The 18,052-nt window shown below is 38.3% G+C and carries 16 protein-coding genes; 6 read left to right on the top strand and 10 right to left on the bottom strand.

Annotated features, from left to right (window positions below; all coding sequences use genetic code 11):
• The first annotated feature begins 149 nt into the window (after positions 1-149).
• Positions 150-1,400 carry an IS4 family transposase gene (locus tag MFMK1_RS06685; protein WP_366924348.1) on the top strand — a complete coding sequence of 417 codons (1,251 nt, stop codon included), beginning with the start codon at positions 150-152 and terminating at the stop codon, positions 1,398-1,400.
• A 437-nt stretch (positions 1,401-1,837) separates the two neighbouring features.
• Here MFMK1_RS06685 and MFMK1_RS06680 read toward each other — a convergent pair whose 3' ends face one another.
• Genes MFMK1_RS06680 through MFMK1_RS06670 form a run of 3 tightly spaced genes read right to left on the bottom strand, consistent with a single transcriptional unit; the run spans position 1,838 to position 6,773 of the window.
• Positions 1,838-4,366, bottom strand: coding sequence for a DUF2357 domain-containing protein (locus tag MFMK1_RS06680; protein WP_366924347.1), 2,529 nt, complete (start codon positions 4,364-4,366; stop codon positions 1,838-1,840).
• Positions 4,341-6,386, bottom strand: coding sequence for an McrB family protein (locus MFMK1_RS06675; protein WP_366924346.1), 2,046 nt, complete (start codon positions 6,384-6,386; stop codon positions 4,341-4,343). The genes MFMK1_RS06680 and MFMK1_RS06675 overlap by 26 nt, the downstream gene beginning before the upstream one ends.
• A gap of 24 nt (positions 6,387-6,410) precedes the next feature.
• Complete coding sequence (locus MFMK1_RS06670; RefSeq protein WP_366924345.1) at positions 6,411-6,773, bottom strand: HIT family protein; 363 nt, start codon at positions 6,771-6,773, stop codon at positions 6,411-6,413.
• A 180-nt stretch (positions 6,774-6,953) separates the two neighbouring features.
• Here MFMK1_RS06670 and MFMK1_RS06665 point away from each other — a divergent pair, with 180 nt between their 5' ends.
• A complete protein-coding gene (locus tag MFMK1_RS06665) occupies positions 6,954-7,547 on the top strand; it encodes a DUF2726 domain-containing protein (RefSeq protein ID WP_366924344.1) in 594 nt (197 codons plus the stop codon).
• 133 nt (positions 7,548-7,680) lie between these two features.
• Here the strand turns inward: MFMK1_RS06665 and MFMK1_RS06660 are convergent, their stop codons facing one another.
• Entirely contained in the window at positions 7,681-7,851 is a 171-nt protein-coding gene (locus MFMK1_RS06660) for an ADP-ribosylglycohydrolase family protein (protein WP_366924894.1), read from the bottom strand.
• A gap of 213 nt (positions 7,852-8,064) precedes the next feature.
• Between MFMK1_RS06660 and MFMK1_RS06655 the strand changes: the two genes are divergently transcribed.
• Together MFMK1_RS06655 and MFMK1_RS06650 are read left to right on the top strand one after the other, a co-directional pair.
• Positions 8,065-8,901 carry a DNA adenine methylase gene (locus tag MFMK1_RS06655; protein ID WP_366924343.1) on the top strand — a complete coding sequence of 279 codons (837 nt, stop codon included), beginning with the start codon at positions 8,065-8,067 and terminating at the stop codon, positions 8,899-8,901.
• Positions 8,894-10,177 (top strand): type II restriction enzyme, encoded by a 1,284-nt coding sequence (locus tag MFMK1_RS06650; RefSeq protein WP_366924342.1) that lies wholly within the window; start codon positions 8,894-8,896, stop codon positions 10,175-10,177. Before MFMK1_RS06655 ends, MFMK1_RS06650 begins: the two co-directional genes overlap by 8 nt.
• A gap of 306 nt (positions 10,178-10,483) precedes the next feature.
• On the opposite strand, the gene MFMK1_RS06645 is transcribed toward MFMK1_RS06650, so the two are convergent.
• The 5 genes from MFMK1_RS06645 to MFMK1_RS06625 all read right to left on the bottom strand — a co-directional run bounded on the left by MFMK1_RS06645 (position 10,484) and on the right by MFMK1_RS06625 (position 15,429).
• Entirely contained in the window at positions 10,484-11,455 is a 972-nt protein-coding gene (locus tag MFMK1_RS06645; RefSeq protein WP_366924341.1) for a DNA methyltransferase, read from the bottom strand.
• Positions 11,456-11,546: 91 nt separating this feature from the next.
• Positions 11,547-12,500, bottom strand: a complete 954-nt coding sequence (locus tag MFMK1_RS06640) for a caspase family protein (RefSeq protein WP_366924340.1) — start codon at positions 12,498-12,500, stop codon at positions 11,547-11,549.
• Positions 12,501-12,512: 12 nt separating this feature from the next.
• A complete protein-coding gene (locus MFMK1_RS06635; RefSeq protein WP_428846301.1) occupies positions 12,513-12,896 on the bottom strand; it encodes a TIR domain-containing protein in 384 nt (127 codons plus the stop codon).
• Positions 12,897-12,954: 58 nt separating this feature from the next.
• Positions 12,955-13,407, bottom strand: a complete 453-nt coding sequence (locus MFMK1_RS06630; RefSeq protein WP_366924338.1) for a toll/interleukin-1 receptor domain-containing protein — start codon at positions 13,405-13,407, stop codon at positions 12,955-12,957.
• An 878-nt stretch (positions 13,408-14,285) separates the two neighbouring features.
• Positions 14,286-15,429, bottom strand: a protein-coding gene (locus tag MFMK1_RS06625; protein WP_366922096.1) for an IS3 family transposase whose coding sequence is annotated in 2 segments (ribosomal slippage) — positions 14,286-15,156 and positions 15,155-15,429 — 1,146 coding nt in all. Because the reading frame shifts where the segments join, the coding sequence is not laid out codon by codon here.
• Positions 15,430-15,733: 304 nt separating this feature from the next.
• On the opposite strand from MFMK1_RS06625, the gene MFMK1_RS06620 reads away from it, so the two are divergent.
• Both MFMK1_RS06620 and MFMK1_RS06615 read left to right on the top strand, forming a co-directional pair.
• Complete coding sequence (locus tag MFMK1_RS06620; RefSeq protein WP_366924337.1) at positions 15,734-16,555, top strand: DNA methyltransferase; 822 nt, start codon at positions 15,734-15,736, stop codon at positions 16,553-16,555.
• Positions 16,556-17,410, top strand: coding sequence for a hypothetical protein (locus MFMK1_RS06615; protein WP_366924336.1), 855 nt, complete (start codon positions 16,556-16,558; stop codon positions 17,408-17,410).
• Positions 17,411-17,628: 218 nt separating this feature from the next.
• Here MFMK1_RS06615 and MFMK1_RS06610 read toward each other — a convergent pair whose 3' ends face one another.
• Positions 17,629-17,934, bottom strand: a complete 306-nt coding sequence (locus tag MFMK1_RS06610) for a hypothetical protein (protein ID WP_366924335.1) — start codon at positions 17,932-17,934, stop codon at positions 17,629-17,631.
• Between the last annotated feature and the right edge of the window lie 118 nt (positions 17,935-18,052).

Here is an 18,052-nt window from a genome sequence, read left to right as displayed (position 1 = left end):
GCATAAATAAAAACCAAATTTGTCAACCCTTAACAACAGCAGAAAAACTGCAGAAAACTACCGAAAAACCCTGATTTAACAAGAAAAATCCCTTATAATAGAGATACAGGGTAGTCCTTGCCCAAATCTCTAAAATAAGGGAGATCCATATGTGGGACAAGGATACCAGAATATCCACATTTTTGCAACTGTTCAAACCCATCTTAAATGGGCAGTTTTTCAAGCAAATAAAAGATTTAGGGGTTGATAAGTACGTAAAAAAGCTTTTTACGACACATTTAATCATTTTTATGATCTATGCTCAACTTGAACAACTGAAAAGTTTACGGGCTATCAGTAACAGTCTTAACAACCAAGATTCCAGCCAGGCAATTGCTCTTGAATCCATCAGCTTTTCGCAAATATCACGAAGGCTAAACAATTTGCCCACAGAGGTTTTCCAAACACTTTTTAAACACCTAACCTTTAAGGTTTTAAAAGAGGCTGGTGTCAATGCTTTAAACGAATCTCTTCAACGTATTCACATAATTGATTCCTCCACCATCAGCCTCTGTCTAACTGATTATCGCTGGGCAGATTTTAGGACAACTAAAGCCGGAGTGAAACTTCACTTGCGTCTTAGGTTTTTCGAAAAAGGGGTGCTGCCGGAGGAGGCAGTTATCACCCCTGCCAAACCAGCTGATAAAACCCAGATGGATGCTTTGGTAGTTGATGAAGAAGGTGCCTTGAATGTCTTTGACCGGGCCTATGTTGACTACAGGAAGTTTGACAGCTACTGCGAAAATGGCACTCGCTTTGTTACCCGTTTAAAAGGTATTGCCATCAAAGAAGTTGTTGAAGAACTTCCAATAGACACTGACGGTCCCTTAAAAAAGCACCAGATTGTTCTTCTTGGAAACCCCTACACTAATAAAATGAAGCACAAACTACGCCTGATTGAAACAGTAGATACCGAAGGAAAACCAGTCATTATCATTACCAATGATTTCGACCTTACAGCAGAGGAAATAGGCGATATCTACAAAAACCGCTGGCAGACCGAAATCTTCTTCAAATGGCTGAAACAGCACCTAAAGGTAAAACACTTTCACGGTAAAAGTGAGCAGGCCGTAAAAAACCAGTTATTCATTGCCCTAATTACCTACTGTCTTTTGAAAATGCTTGAGTTGAAAACAGGCTATAAGGGCCCGTTATTGACCATTAAACGTTTGTTAAAAACCTGTCTCTACGAACCTTTCAATTGCTTCGTGCAAAAGCTTTACAAAAAGCCTACGCGACCTTCTAAAGGCCGACGACGACCGCCGGACCATGAAGCAATATATCAAGAAACACTAAGGCAGGTGATAGCAGGCGAAACAGATCACTTGAATGATCTGGACTATGACCCGGTAATTCTGTAAACAGTATATTGTCAGTCAAAATGTGGATGAGGACTACCTTTAGGTGGTTGCTCCTCTTTCACCAAGCAGGAGAACTCTCCTGTAAAATTATTACATATATTCAATATGTAGTAAATTACGAATCCTGAAATGACGTGTTTGCTATTTGTTAAAAGTTTTTATGCAACGCTAGTGTTGTTTACTAAAAACCGAGGTGATTATTCCTCGGTTTTTTTAATGTGCTCTACTTGCATGACTCATGCTTGCAAAATTTCTTTTTGAGGTCTCATCAGACTCCGGTAGAAGAACCTTGAACTTAACTACCCAACTTCCATTTATAGACAAGCTTGGCACATTGTGACTCATTCTGATTGTATATGCTAATGTATAAAGAATATTTATGGCCACCTGCTATTCTTCGTTTAACGGGCCTCCCTTGCCGTCTACCATAATAAAAGTCATTGCTGGGATAACCGCAAAATCCGCTTCACCACACTCCGAGGCTGGGAATGCAATAGCCCAAGAGAAATAACCTCCACTTCATCCCCATCAGTAACCAACAACTGCCCATCCTTTACCTCCAGCAGTAAGTTACTAAATTCGATGCCTTTCACATTGTCTCCTTCACCTAACTGTCTACCACTGGGTCTCAATTTAACCGCCTTATCAATCCGCCGCAATTCCTTCCAAAGCCGTAACTCCTCATCGGAACCAATACTCAATTCAGGAAGTTCCGCAGCCATTTTAAGTAAATGATGGGTGGTATATAGATGGCTCCTTACCCCATACCCCACCGGCTTGATTGGCTTCTTCAGTTCCTGCCATTCTTTTATTTTAAATTTCACATAAAGCCGTTCATTACTGCTGGGAAGCTCCTTAATCTCACTTCGCTTGATAACTTCCATATCCGCTACTTCCCCGTAGTGTCTTACACCGCTTTCTCCTGAAAAATGACCCTCGGATTGGTAAAGAGCGACATACTTAATGTTAAAGCAGGTTTTCTTCACACTATCATAGGGTATATAATAAAAGTTGTTGTCTAAGTTAACCTTCAGCTGTTCTTTCCTCTTTAATGCCCCTACTAAAACTGTTCTTCGCTGATACTTTTCTTGATAATACCTATCAGCACCGCTTTGACTAACCACTCGCTCAAAAGCGGATTCCGTGGAATCCAAAATAAGCTCATCCAAAAACTCTTCCATTAAAGATGTCTCCCCAGGCAAAAAGGGAAGGCCGCCGATATTCACTTGGTCTATACTTGAATAGAATTGATGGGGATTTCCGTCATTCGCACCGGCATAATCTTCCCCATCCCGGAAGGGAAAAAGAATATAAGCACCAAACACCGTCTTACTTAGCTGCTCTCCTTGAGCATACATAATTGCATCCCGGTAACGATGCATCGTATTAATATCATCTTCCTCTGGTCCCGGCTTACCGTACTTTTCAAAGTATGAACTGCCGGGCATAGCCGGATTAATGCGATACTTTGCATCAAAAACATACTGGTATTTGGTATCGCTATTTTCCTTTTTTAAAGTAAGCATATTGTCCGGCTGCTGATTGGTAGTCGGCATCTTAATGTTCAGTAGGTTATTATACGCAAGCACAATCTTTTCATCATTTTGCGGGTCGGTATAATGAATATTAGCTCGCTTAGATTTATCTAACTGCATTGTCAGACCCTTGTTATTCACTCTAATTAAATCATGTTTATCTAACCGGTACTTGTCCCTTAAAATAGAATTCATTTTTAAGAAACACCAGTACTCATACAAAAGAGCAATATTCTTAATAGAGATATTAAACACATCAGACTGCAGGCTTAACCCCTTAATTAGCATCAAATAATATTTATAAACTTCCCGATAACCAGGAGCCATTTGCAGCACTAAGGAAAGGTTGGTAAAACTATGCAGTTCCCCAACATCGGCTAAAAAACTGTAGCGCGTAAAACGAGAAAGCCTATTCCGCATGGAAGCTATTTTTTGGCTGAGTGCATCATCGTAGGCATCTTCGTTAATTGCCCTTTGGTATGTATATTGAAACTGTTTTAATTTATTCTCAATCGTTTTGATTACCCACTTAATAAACTTGTTTTCAAAAGTATCGAAATTAACTTCTTTTCTACTTTCCAATAATTTCGGCGGTAGATACTTTTGGTTGTTAACTGTAATCCCTCTCTTGCTTTTTTCTAAGAGAGATTGATTCTTAGACAGCCACTTTAAAGTATGTCCATTAGTGCGCTTTACTTTTTCCGGTATGTTTAACTGCTCTCTTGAACTAACTATGTGATGGGGATTGCGTTTGATTCTTTCTAATGCTTGATAAAGCTTTTCAAAACAGTATTGGATAATGCTAAAAAATTCGGTAGGAGTTGGCTTTTTACTTGGGGTCACAGCTGCAGAAAGATAGGTGCGCCGCATGAAGTCAAATGCCAGATTATAAAGCTCCGCATTCACTTCAGTTAACAACTTATAATAGTCACTGCGGTATTCAATCTTCGCGGGAAAGACTTCTAGCTTGACGGCCAGTACTGGGGCGTTTGCGCCTAAAACTTTAAACTCAGAGTAGCCAATATCGTTTCTAAAATTTAAGTTACCTGTCATCACCTTAGAGTTTCCGATATAACCTACTGCCTGCCGTAAATATTTATTTTCGTGGAAGAACTCGAGGTCACCATCCGTTTTATCCTCAATTACTAACTGATACGTTTGATTTTCGTAAAAACAAGGAAAAACTTTACCTCCTAAGTTGTATGCGCTTTTACTTCCTTCTTTAAATGGGTCAAAAACACCAGCTTCAAATTCCCCATCATACGAAGAAATTACTAGCTCCGCTTTCACCCAGTCCCCAGCCTCACTTTGATGTAAATTAAGTCGGTCAACCGTGGGGTGAACAGGCTTTCCCTTAATAGCTAGAGTCAGCTCTTTGGTTTCTATTACCAGTAACTCTTCATCCTTACGCCCAGAAAGATGTGAAACCATCCTCTTCGTACCTCCCTAACATATAAGCAATCTTTCGGGCACTGCGCGGCCATTTGATTTTACTTGAGCTCTCCAGTAACTTTTCTGCCTCTTCTCTGTTGCCTTCATATTCGTTTTCCAATTTTACTCCTGTCGCTTGCTCAAATAAGTTATTAAGCACCTTACTTATTTGGCGGGAGCTCCCTTGAATACGCGGTAAAATCTTTTGCAGCAGCTGCCAATCCAAAGCTTCATTCCATTTCATCAAAGCAAAACGCTGATTATAAATCATGTAGAAACATAACTCATCTCTCACCCGATAGCCGACATGGAGATTGGCCTCGGTTAATACTCCGTTAATTTGGATTAATTCCGCAACTGTTTTCTGCACCATTTCCTCAAAACCAGCTAAACAGTCCTTTAAGAAGCAATATTCGCTTTTGAAGAGAGTATTATTTACCTCTTGAAATTCTGTTTCATCTATATTGGAGCTAAAGTTATCCAAATAGACATCGGTAAATTCAATAGTATTAGCCCGATCTAGTACTTTCTTACTGAATGGATGGGTAGTTTCATCCATATTTACAGTACCGACAATAAATAAGTTCCCAGGAATATATAAAGTGCTAAATTGTTTCTTATCCTCGTCTAATGGAAAGTTGGACTCTCTAAATAACGTGTTGCTGCGCAACTCTTCCCCATGAATCTTTCTCGTCTCCAAAAGACTTAGGAAATCACTAAAATAGTACTCTACCCTGGCCAAATTCATTTCGTCCAAACAAACGAAATACGGCTTGTCCTGTTCTTTAATTGCCTCTTGGATTACCTTTGTTAAAGGACCGGGCAGGAACTTACCTTCTAAGTTTTTATACCCAAGCAAATCTGAGCTGTCATTCCAGTCCGGCCTCACCGGGATAAGTTTGAATCTTCCATTATCATTAGTAGCGCCAACTGCTTCAGCAAATAGCTCCACCAGTTTACTCTTACCGGTACCGGAAATGCCAGCCAGTATGACGAAGGGCTTAGTTTTAAGACTAAGATAAAAGTTCTTTACTAAACTTTCTTCAAATACAAATCCTTTGCTTGTTATGTAATTATAAATACCTCCGACTACCTCACTGGTGCTCGGGTCATCTTTTTCAGGACCTTCCTTAACTTTTGGTACATCAGAAATACCCACCGGTTTCTCGCCCTCTTTACGTTTTAGAATAAAATAATAATCTCCGCTTTCTTCTTTTTCAACTTTCTCATATAAAAACTCACCAGCAAAGTGAAATAACTCACCTTTTTTATCTCTCGCGAAAACATAGACGGGATACCCCTCTTCCCGGGATTCAATAATTGATTTGTTTGTATTTAACTTCAGATTATATGTTCGTTTGCCTGTTTTTCTGTCTGTTCTTCCTTCAAGGTAATACCTTAGTAGATTTTTCCCCTCATCTAACCACTGGTTCGAGTAATTTTCTCCGCCAATAGTAGAAAGGATAATAACGGCTTTATAATCCTCTTTATCTATCGGGTGAATTCCCTTCACCTGGTTATGACCCGATATCGCTGCCACGTCAGCGGCTGTGGCTGCAGAACCAATAGGAAGGTCAGCTAACTCCTGAAGGTTAAGCTGATGGGGGTCGAAATCTTTATAATAGTGATATAAGTGCTTATAAGCCACGTTTCTAATTTCTCGTTTGGGTTCAACATTTAATTTTAATTCGTTTTCAATCTGTTCTGAAAATCTCAGTTCGTCCCGCTTCGCATCGTGAATAACTATTCCTTGCAAATACTTGACAGGGTTTCTTAACAACAAACTCTTTATTTGAGCATCACTCATTGAAGATACTTTTGCCATTGCTTGCTTGTCTTTCTCCGGCACCTTACCGTAACGCTGCCGCCTTTGATAAAATTCTCTGAAGTAATCTACTACATTAGAAACACTGGCTATCCCATTGTGCGACGTAGTCTCAAGCATGGCCAATACTGTAACCATTTTATAGGAAGCCTGACGCCTCTTAAGGTTTTCGTCTAATTTACTAACTACAGACAAGAATATCCCCCCCCTCACTGTCAATCAATATATCCGCTTATCAGGAATAACCCCTCTTACACCACCTGTAGGGTTATCCATATCCCCTTTATATCTAGGAATAAGATGCACATGTAAATGCATTACCGTCTGCCCTGCAGCAATACCCGCATTAATTCCTACATTATAACCATCCGGTTGACACTTTTCATCGAGATAGCGCTTACATTCATCCACCAGTGCCCAGATATCGTCTTTTTCATCTACTGTTGCATCAAAATAGTCGCAAAAGTGCCTTTTGGGCATAATTAGCATATGACCCGGATTAACCGGGTACTTATCATAAATAGCTATGGCATGGGAGTTTTCCATAATTATTTCTTTATCAGAACAAAAAGGACAGTTCATAGCTATCCTCCTAGGAAAAACAATATATTCCTTATTTCCACAAAATGCTAATGTAATCCTTCCCGGCTGAGTTAAACCTCTCGTCCAAACTTCTAATACAACATTAATATGAAATTGCTGAGAATAAAGGAAATTTGTGGCATTAGGGCGAAGTGATTTTTAGTACTTGGAGGTGACGTAATGTCTTTTTTAGTAATCGTTTTGTTAGCGGTGATTTTATATTTATTTTGGCAGCAGCAATCTTCCCGAGGATCTAAACATAAAACAAATAGCACCCTACCAGACCCCTGGGAGGAAAGTTCTACGGAAGAAGAAACAGAAGAAGAAAGTGTGACTTATCCTTACAGAAAGAAAAAGTACCTATTATCAATCGCTGAAAAATCATTTTTTCAGGTTCTAAGTACTTGGAATGTAAAGCATAATTATTACATTTTCCCTAAGATCAGAATAGCCGATTTACTATACATTCAAAAAAATACAGACAATAGGCAGACCTATATTAACAAAATTCAATCCAAACATATTGATTTTGTACTATGCGACCGAGACACAATTTCACCGATAGCGGCAATAGAACTTGATGATTCCTCCCACCAGAGGGCTGACAGAATTAAACGGGATGAATTTTTAGACAAGGCCTTTAGTGATGCCGGGTTACCCCTTATTAGAGTTCCGGCGAAACGGTCTTATAGCTTAAATGATTTGTCGGCGGAGCTTGATCCGGTTCTGTCACCAGGCGAAACATTGAGCAGCCCTGAATCCTTTGTAAACTAGGCCGCGAACCTTCCCCTAATACTGAAATCGCGTCCAACGGCTTCATGTCACTGATTGATAATTCAAGTGCCTTTTCAAGGGATTGATAACACTCCCGATGGTTTTCATGTTTCTCTAGTTCAATTAAAGTCTCTTACACTGCTTCATCAATATCCGAGCCATTTATAATCAAGGAAATCATAATGTCCAACGCATCGGCAGATAAATAGCCCGAAGGGTGCCCGTGTGTTAAAGCATCAAAGTCAGTTGCCATTTTGAATGCTTGCTCCCTGGGATAGAATAACCCCACCGGCGCAACTCGCATCACACCACCGCATCCCTTACTGTCATTGATTGGTTCATCGATAGTACCGTGTTTACCGCTTAAAAGAGTTATGCACTTGATGGAAAAATAGCGGGATTTTACTTTTATAGTAACATAATTAGCGTTATGTAACTTTTCCTGCTACTTGGGAGGATTTTCTGTAAAAATTATAGAAAGAAGTCCTTTGAATTGCTAACACAGGGGAGGGACATCATGCGGAAGAATAAGCTTGCTCAACCAGTGCTTAAATGGGCTGGCGGTAAGAGACAATTACTTTCTGAAATTGAAAAATACATACCACAAAAATTCTCTACTTACTACGAGCCATTCCTGGGCGGCGGGGCGGTACTGTTTCGTCTACAGCCTAAAAAAGCAATTTTGAATGATGTAAACGAAGAATTAATGAATGTATATTGTGTTATTCGTGATAATGTCGAAGAGCTAATTGAAGATTTATCTAAACATAAAAACGAAGTAGATTATTTTTACAAACTGCGAGAGCTGGATAGAGATAAAGAGCAATATAGTAAACTTAGCCCAATTGAAAGAGCGTCAAGAATTGTGTTCCTCAATAAAACTTGCTACAATGGATTGTTCAGAGTTAATAGTGCAGGACAATTTAATGCCCCGTTCGGCAAGTATAAAAACCCCAACATTGTAAACGAAGGTACTTTGCGTGCTGTAGGCCAGTATTTCAATCAGTCTAAGATAACCTTTAGATGTTATGACTTTGAAGATGCTCTCAAAAGGATACGAAAGGGAGCATTTGTCTATTTCGATCCACCGTATGACCCCGTTAGTGATACAGCGTCCTTTACGGGATATGATAAAGGCGGCTTCGACAAAGACGAGCAAGAACGACTAAAAAGGCTATGCGACAAGCTCAATAAACGAGGTATAAAATTCTTACTATCAAACTCATCAACAGATTTTATTAAGCAATTGTATCGAGATTATAAAATAGAGATAGTGCAGGCTAAAAGGGCCTTAAACTCCAAGGGGGATAAGAGAGGCGAGATTGACGAGGTGTTAGTGAGAAATTATGACTAAAACAAAGAATGATATAGCTTGGGCGAAATTATTTGATAAGTACAATATTCTCCCCCACGTTAAAAAACACGAATATTTTGAAATTACTGCTGCTCAAATTAATGAATTCCGTGAGGCAAGACTTATGACGAAGTTTGATCATAAGTCTAACCTTCCTCAAATGTTTGAACAAAACGGTCTGTCTATATTGCCTGTGACACGGGGAAGCTATATAATTTCCAATCTGAAAGCATATCACAAGTTTGAAAATGTAAAACCAGAAGTAAAAACGATAATATTCCCAGACTATATTGAAACAATTGATTATGAAAATATAACAAGTGAATCAGCAGCTATAAGTTGTGCTTATATCACTGGTATTCTTGGCAATTTTATTGAAGATGAAGAAATCTTACCGACCGTGTTCGGCAGAATGAGTTCGGGTCAGTTTAATTTTAATATTCAAAATGTAGCTCAAGGAACTAACTTTACCGTTAATGTCCAAAATTCTCAAATTGAAATTGACGCTGGTTATGAAAGCTTACGATATTTTACTTTAATTGAAGCGAAGAACTCATTATCCGATGATTTTTTAGTGAGACAAATATACTATCCATTCAGATGCTGGCAAAGTAAAATCAGAAAAGACATAAAAAATGTTTATCTTACTTATAGTAACGGTATATTTAGCCTTTATGAATATCAATTTAGAGAACCTAGTCACTACAACTCTTTATTTTTAGTAAGACAAAAAAACTATACTATTGACAAAGGGAATATAGAGTTAGAAGATATTAAAGAAATATTACGTACAGTTCAAATAGTTGAAGAACCACGATTGCAATTCCCGCAGGCGAATTCCTTTCTAAGATTGATCAATCTTTGCGAACTATTACATGAGAGCGAAGTACTAACAAGGGATGAAATTACAACAATGTATGATTTCGCCAACCGACAAACAAACTATTATACAGATGCTGCCCGTTACCTGGGGCTTGTAGATAAGGCAAAAAATAACGATGGAGAGATAATTTATTTTCTAACAGATGAAGGTAGAGACTTATTCAAGCTTTCTCTGCGGGCAAGACAACTAGAGTTCGTGAGAATTATATTAAGTTATAGAGTATTTAACGAAACTTTAAAACTTTATCTGCGTGCAGGGATTGTTCCCGCCGATGAAGTTGTGACGATAATGAAACAATCTAATCTCTATAATATCAACTCTAATGATACATTTTATCGAAGAGCGTCAACGGTGAAAAAATGGATAGAATGGATAATAGAATTGACATTGTGACAGCTCAAATAGCAGCTCAGACCGGGAACCGCAACTTGATAGAATCACCTTAATAGGATGTTCAATAAAAACTCTAAGATTGCTAACTAGCGAATATAAGCCTCACCAATTGCGTCACTTCTTCTGCTCTAATGCCTTAGATAAAGTTTTTACTGTTCTGAGGTTGCCAGTATCGCTGGGCATTCCAAATATTTATACTACTTTAATCTACAACTCAAGCCGGAGTTAGCTATAGATATAAGATAATGAGTACATGCACTTTAATAAATAGAGGTAGGGACCGCCCTACCTTATAAGCATTTTACGTTATTCCGGCTTTCTAAATACAAACAAGTACTCATGAGCAATCAATAGAAAATTATAGTCAATGCTTTTTTGATGCCAAAATCCTGTGGCTTTACAATTATGCTGTTCTTTAATAACAATTTCTTTTAAAACGAAACCAGCCTCTAAAAATACCTGCATCACTTTAAACCCTAAAGGAATAATATGTTTTTTCCTTCTTGTGTCCCCCATTAGGATTGAACAGTATTTATTGGACTTAAGTACCCTATAGCTTTCATCAGCAACCATTTTCATCTCTTCCAAAAAGTCATCCGTATCGCAAAGAGACAAATCCCCCGGGATGTTTTTACTGTATTTAATAATATTAGCATACGGAGGATGAGTGCATATCAAATCAATACTATTATCTTTAATGAAGCCCAGCTCTTTCGCGGTTCCCTGGACAACTTTAGGCTCGAAACAATTAACCTTTTTAAAGCTAAGATTGTTTCTGGCTATTTTTAATGCCCCGTTATTGATATCAACACCTATCCCTCTCCTGTTTAATAATTTAGCTTCTACTAAGGTAGTGCCACTACCAAGAAATTGGTCCAGGACATAATCCCCTGCTTCAGAATATCTTAAAATAATATTTCGTGGTATATACGGGGAGCAATTTCCCCTGTACTTGGCATTATGGGTTGCCCAAGCTCCTCTGTTGGGAAAACTCCAAATAGACGTTGCTTCCATTTTAAAGTTGTCCGGTTCCCAAGATGTTATTCTTCGAGACTTTTTTGGTATGTATGAACCGCTTTCTTCTTTAATAGTAGAAAGCCCATTATTGTCAGTTTCTTCGTCGTGTTCTGAAAGTATATATCCGGTATCATTTAAATTTAATAAGCTATCTATGAAACTATTGAATTGATCAGTATGAACTGCTTGTAAATGGGATAAGTAGTCATTCTGATTTGAGAAGGCTTCGTCACATACTGCGCATTTTATTCTAGTATTCATTTTTTTCACTCCATATTTGTCATCCGCAAGATGCACTAATAGAAATAATTTCCTCCAAGTCATTTCATATTGCACCAGATAAACTTTAATGTTATATCCTTTCCTTCTTAATAAGTTTCCAATAATGTTGGCCCAAAATGGTGAGTTTGCATGATTTTGATCCCATAGCAGCATGGTACATATGTGGCGCGTTCACTGGTACAACTAAATTAACTCGATTATACTTTTGTAGTACTGCAAGCTTCTCAGTGTTTTCTTGCACTGGGTTTTTACTCTCTGGTTCATAACTCGGTTCCAATTGGAACTCATAACCTTTCTCAGGAAAAAGTTCAATTATTTGTTTTAGGTCGTTTAGGGAAATTGAAGAGTGGACTTTTCTCAGAGTAGTAAAACTTTTTACATTAGTCTTAAAGACCGGACGCTGTTCCCATGGTCCTAAAGACTGATCAATATGCGCGTATATACTTCCAGGCGTTATATCACCAACTAGGTTTGCGGCACTGCCATTAAGTGCATCAACTAATAATGTTGTGAATACTCCCGCCCCATTCTCCTCGACAGCATACTGGTCAGCACTTGATGCTGTGAGAATAGTAGTGCCTTCCTTCAAAACGGCCTTGTTTTCATCCAAATCAGGTGTGCCAGCAACTCCCGAATGGCACGTATCCAAAATAATTATTTTATTTTTGGCGGGAGAATCATTAACGAGCTTAAGCAATTCATTCATGGAAAAACCATCGTCCCCATCATTACAGTCAGAAGTAATTAAAAACCCGCCAGTACTCTCAACATATCCATGTCCCGAAAAGTATAATAACGCAATATCACTATTGTCTCTAAACAACTCTACTATCTGTTCCTTTAATTGTTTTCTAGTTATCATTTCATCTGGCCCAGTTGCGACCTCCAACCTTACACCGAAATTAATACTTCCATCACTGTTTCTGTCTAGAACACTTTTAACAGAATAAGCATCATTAACGCACCCATAAAGTCGGGAAACATTCTTATAATAATCAATACCAACAACTAATGCTTTTCTCATATCATGACCACCTCATATACTATTGATAAATTTTTTAATTCCCTCCCATTTCCACTCAATAACTTTTCTCCCTGCTAACTGTGGAGAAATCTGCCCCTTATCGTCTTTATGGATATGAACGCCAATCATTGGTATTCCTTCATAGTTAGCACATTGCATTTCCCATTTAGCACCATCTGCCAGACGAGTATGCTTACTAATCAGTGCAATGACTCCACCACAACCCTTTATACGAGTACGGCAATTCGTTTTCCACTTGCTATCCCATGCTTTTTTTGCCGACATATCAACGTATTCAAATGGTGAATTAGTATTTAATGCTTGTCCTTTAAGGAGATCCCTATAACGTACATCCTGAATTGCAAAACTAATGAACACTCTCTTTTTCGCCAAGATTAAGACCCCTCTCTTCCCGAAATTCGTTACTTGCTTACAAGTATCCACCCTAAATCTTTCATAAAATTGACTTCAAATATTTGTGGAATTGGTCTGAATATTCTAGTCCCTTATACTCAAAAGACTTATTAAGTTCGACTTCCGGTTTATGTATTGCAATAATATATTTATCTAAATCACTCAATCTTTTCAATCGTGGCCAATATTCTAAAAAGCTAGGAAGAGATACCCCCTCAACAAGGTAATTAGCTATAGGAAATCGTCTTTGCGACGCCATTCCAATCTCGAAAGGAACCCACCATGAATATCGAGTATCCTTAGATAAAATCGTCATCAAGTGCGTACATTGATTTAGTTGACGCATTAAGTGTTGCGTTAACTTTTTCCCACTTCCGCTTACACTATTGTCAAGTACATCTAAGTAAGTTTGAATACCTCTACTGGATAGATACTTATTTATTTGGGTAGCAACATCAGAATCTACATCTTTGTGTGAAATAAATATCTTCATATCCACCCTCCTCGTCTCTAGAGATGATTTATTGTAAACTTCTTTATCCTTAATAAATCCCCTTTATAATTTCTGTTTTTTTACAAATTTCCCCATTTAAATAGGAATACCAAAATATCTCGTTAATCAGCAGGCTGTTGACTACCTACTAATAACATTTGGTTTACCTTAACAGGGAAGACGCAGGGACGTTTCATCTGTCTTGTCTAATTACTTTCTCTATAATTGTCTTTCCTCCTATTACTCTTCCTAATTGCCGTTACTAGTTCCTGTATTATGGTACATATCCCTGATTTAACATAATATGATATATCCCAGTTGAACTTTTGCTTGCTTCCCTTCCCATTTCCATCACCCTATTCATAACAGAGGTTATCAACTAAGACAACAGAAACGTCCCCGCGTCTTCTTCCTGGATGCATAACCAGTCAGAACATCGCTGCAAGTCTGGCCGCATATAATAATTAGTTGGTGTCTACGATATGAAACTGTCTGTAAGTGCTGCTCAATGGCAGTGAAAATATTTTCGCACATTTTAAACCTCGCCTATTAAAGTTACCTATTCCTTATAATTCAACAGAATATTTGCAAATCCTGTAAAGTGTCCCCCTTGTCAAGACAGAAATTTTAATTTTCTAAGTGAACCAGATATTCCCATTTAGTAGCAGCAATAACGATGCTATTAGTTGCCTCTTTTGAAATGATTTTATCGTCGTCGTAAACTTTAGACCAGTCGCCGAGGCTGTGGAGAGTGTGGACAACACGGTTTTTGTTGTCCAAGCCTTGTGCGTCAACCTGGAGCGTAGCGGAGGGTTGTCCACATGGCGGCACTATCCATCAGCCTACTTGACTTTGATATACGATATGTCTTGCTATTATTAAGCTGCCTTGCTTATCCCCAGATAGACTTCTTGAGGAGTTAGGTAGTCATGGGTTTGATGTGGCCGTTCTATATTATATTCTTGGATATATTCTCTAATACCGATCCTTAGGTCTCTAGGTGTTAGATATTCATGTGTGTAGATTTGTTCGGTTTTTAGACTTCTAAACCATCGCTCTATGATAACATTATCAATCCAACGGGCCTTGCCGTCCATGCTTTGTCTGATGTTCACGCTCTTTAAATATTCTGTGTAATCAGCGCTTGTGAACTGAGACCCCTGATCGCTGTTGATAATTTCCGGCGTGCCGTATCTGTTGATAGCTTCTTTAACTGCTGCTAACACCGGTGCGGTGTCCAAAGTATCTGATAGTTCCCAGCCTACTATGTAACGACTATACCAGTCGATGACGGCTGTTAGATACATATGACTTCTGCCCATCTTAATGTAGGTAATGTCAATGGCCCAAACCTGGTTTGCCCGATTAATATCTAGGTTTCTTAACAGGTAAGGATAGATTTTGTGCTGCTTATTACGCTTTGACAGGTTGGGTTTAGGATAGACCGCATATATTCCCATTTCGTCCATATAGCGTTTAATTAACTTACGGCCAACCTTAATGTGGTCTTCATTCTGTAGCTTTTTGCGAAGCTTCCTAACCCCTAGATATGGCATCTTGGTATGCCAGTAATCAAGCCTGTTTTTAATCATATTTTCGCGCTCTCTGTCAGGTTCTTTAGGTGTGTAATAAAAACTGGTTCTATTGATCTCAAGTAACTGGCATTGCCGATTAACCGGCAGTTTGTTATTTTTTGAAACCAGACTTATTCTCCCAGTCGACCCCAAGAACTTCTTTAGATTTTTTTTTGAGCCAGTCATTCTCAATAGTGAGTTGACCGACTTTTGCCATTAATTCGGTTCTTTCTTCGTCCAAAGCTTTTTCTTGGGCACGAAGCTCTTTTTCTTGCTTGCTTTGTGAGAACACCTGTGGTGCATTCTCTAAAAAATCTTTTTTCCAGTTGCGCAGTTGATTGGGGCTTAACTCATGTTCGGCTGCTAGTTCGCCGATCTGTTTTTCTTCTTTGAGTAGCTCCAGTACGATTTTAGTTTTGAATTCGGCTGTAAATTTTCGTCTTCCCATTTTGTATGAACCTTCTTTCTGACAGTTTTCCTGCCGTTTATTATATCAGGTTCACTTAGTTTGTCGAAAATTTTGTCTGAATTCATGGGTACATTATACTGTCATTGTTTACCAGTGAATTTTATGGGACATTAACCCAGGAAATGCAAAAGGCGGTATGTACCATGAAACACACCGCTCAATAAGAGTTAAGACGTTTGGTTAATGACGAATCATCGCACCTTCTTAAATTTCACTATAATTTACCAGTGATTTAGGACAATCCCTCCTTCATAGGTTTATCTCAGGACAAGGGGGGATCTTTTTGGATACTAAAGCGGTCAACTTGCATGTTGAAGAGAATGGGATGAGCAGCGACGAAGAAAAAATATCCGGTAAAGATTGGATAAAGTACTCAATTAGTGTATGGGATGACTGTAAGTCAAAAGAAGAGAAATCTTTAAATCATCCTGCTTCTTTTCCAGTTAGCATGGTACAAAAGTTAATTAGAATTTATAGTAAACCCGGTGAAATAGTTCTCGATCCTTTTATGGGGGTTGGCAGCACGTTAATCGCTGCAAACCGCCTTAAAAGGCTGGGTGCTGGATTTGAGATAAATAATGATTATTTTAAAGTAGCTAACCACCTACTTAAGAATTATAATCTTACAAACTATGTCATAAATGAGTCCTGCTTAAACATGAACACTTACTTACATGCTAACTCTGTAGATTTTTGCCTTACTTCTCCTCCGTATTGGGACATTTTGAATAGAAAGAGGTCCGCTGACTACAAACAAATTAGAAATTACGGAGATGATAAGAACGATCTCGGCAACATAAAAGACTATCAAAAGTTTCTTTGTGAAATAGGTGAGGTTATTAAAGGCCTTTATATGGTACTTAAGGCCGGAAGACACTGTATTATAATTGTAATGGATATAAGAAAAAAGAAGGAATTCTACCCGCTACATATCGACGTTACAAACTTGATGCAAAAACAAGGCTTCCATTTAGAGGATTATATTATTTGGGACAGACGAAAAGATTATAACAATTTACGCCCCTTGGGATACCCCTATGTCTTTAGGGTTAATAAGGTACATGAGTATATTTGCATTTTTAAAAAACCTGGGGTGGCAATATAAATGCAATGCATTTTAGATGACTTGGCCTATTTGCTAGGCTTAACTTGCGGCCGGGGAAAACTAGATTATTCTAAGAAACATTTAACAATCCATTTTCTTTATAAGTCTATCAAGGCCACGGGAGTAACAAAAACTTTTGACCAAGAAGATAAATTAATCATCGGGCTTGACCCCATAGTTAACAAACTAATTGAATTTACAGGCATTCCCGTAAAAAAACTAGCATTTAAAAATCAAATTGATATTTTAGTTCCTTTTGGCGGGAACACCCATACATGGCAAAATATAACACATTTCTTCAACTATGCAAGTGATTACACCAAATTTAGAATTCCAAGCCTCTTTTTTCAAGCTCCAGGTAGTGCAAAGCTAAATTTTTTGAAAGGTTTTGCTGACGTGGCGGGTTTTATAAGAAAGAGCAATTATGATCAATCAGGCCGACACAGAGTCTACCTAGAAATAATGAATAGTAACTGGGTATTACCCATCCAAATATGCTCATTGTTGCAGGATCCCACCTTAAACATACCTGTACAAAATATTCTATGGGGGCACCCCAATACGAGAGGTAAAGGAAACTGGGCAAAAGAACACCAGGTAAGAATATACGCAGAATACTTTGAGCCTGTAGGATTTAATATTTTATATAAGCAAGAAATCCTTGAAGAACTAGCGGCAATAAATACAGCCCGCGGAAACAAAGTACCCAAACCATGCGACCCCGTAAATAAAAGTGTGACCAAAAGGAAAACAATTCATCCTGATGAACATTCTCCCAAAATTTGTAGTAGCATAAGGGGAAAACATTTTGATACGTATTGGCAGATTTGTTGTGCTTTAGGGTGTAAACAATAGCCAATGCGAATTCTCAATAATTCAATAGTCTGCAACATACTCATAATTTTACATATACGCAGATTGATTTTGCCCTCTTTCTAGTTTAGACATTTATTACTTTTTCGGCCAAAAGAAAGCACCACTCTATTTAGGTAATGAGTGGTGTTTGGTGGCTAATTTGATCGGAATCCCCATTTTTCACTTTTTTGACCAATTCGATTTCAACGGCATGCTATTTACCTATGAAATACTATTGCTCCTAAAGGTAAATGCAAAATATCTAACTCATTTAAATTGTCATCACTATATTCCAGTTTGCCGGTATAACTCCCGACTTGCTGGATCACGTGCTTCAGTACCATAATGTCCATCTTAGTAAATAATTCCGGAAAAGTCCTATAGGCCTTTCTTAAATCGGTTACTAAGGCATCAAATGCTGCTTTTTGCTGCCGGACGCCTCTGTAATATCGTTTAATTTCTTGTAATGCTTCGATGCTTTCTTTAATAAATTTTCTCTGTTTGGCGCTCTGTTCATCTAGCATTTTAGTTCACCCTCATTGAATTATACACTCTCCAGCATCAGCGCTTAAATATGTTGTTTCGGAGGAGCAGAATATGACTGAAGTTCACCTCATCCGTCTTATAATCCACAATCAGCTT

Source organism: Metallumcola ferriviriculae (assembly GCF_035573695.1).
Classification (GTDB): Bacteria; Bacillota; JADQBR01; order JADQBR01; family JADQBR01; genus Metallumcola; species Metallumcola ferriviriculae.
The sequence above is the reverse complement of the archived record's forward strand: the minus strand, read 5'-3'. Positions and strand labels throughout refer to the sequence as shown.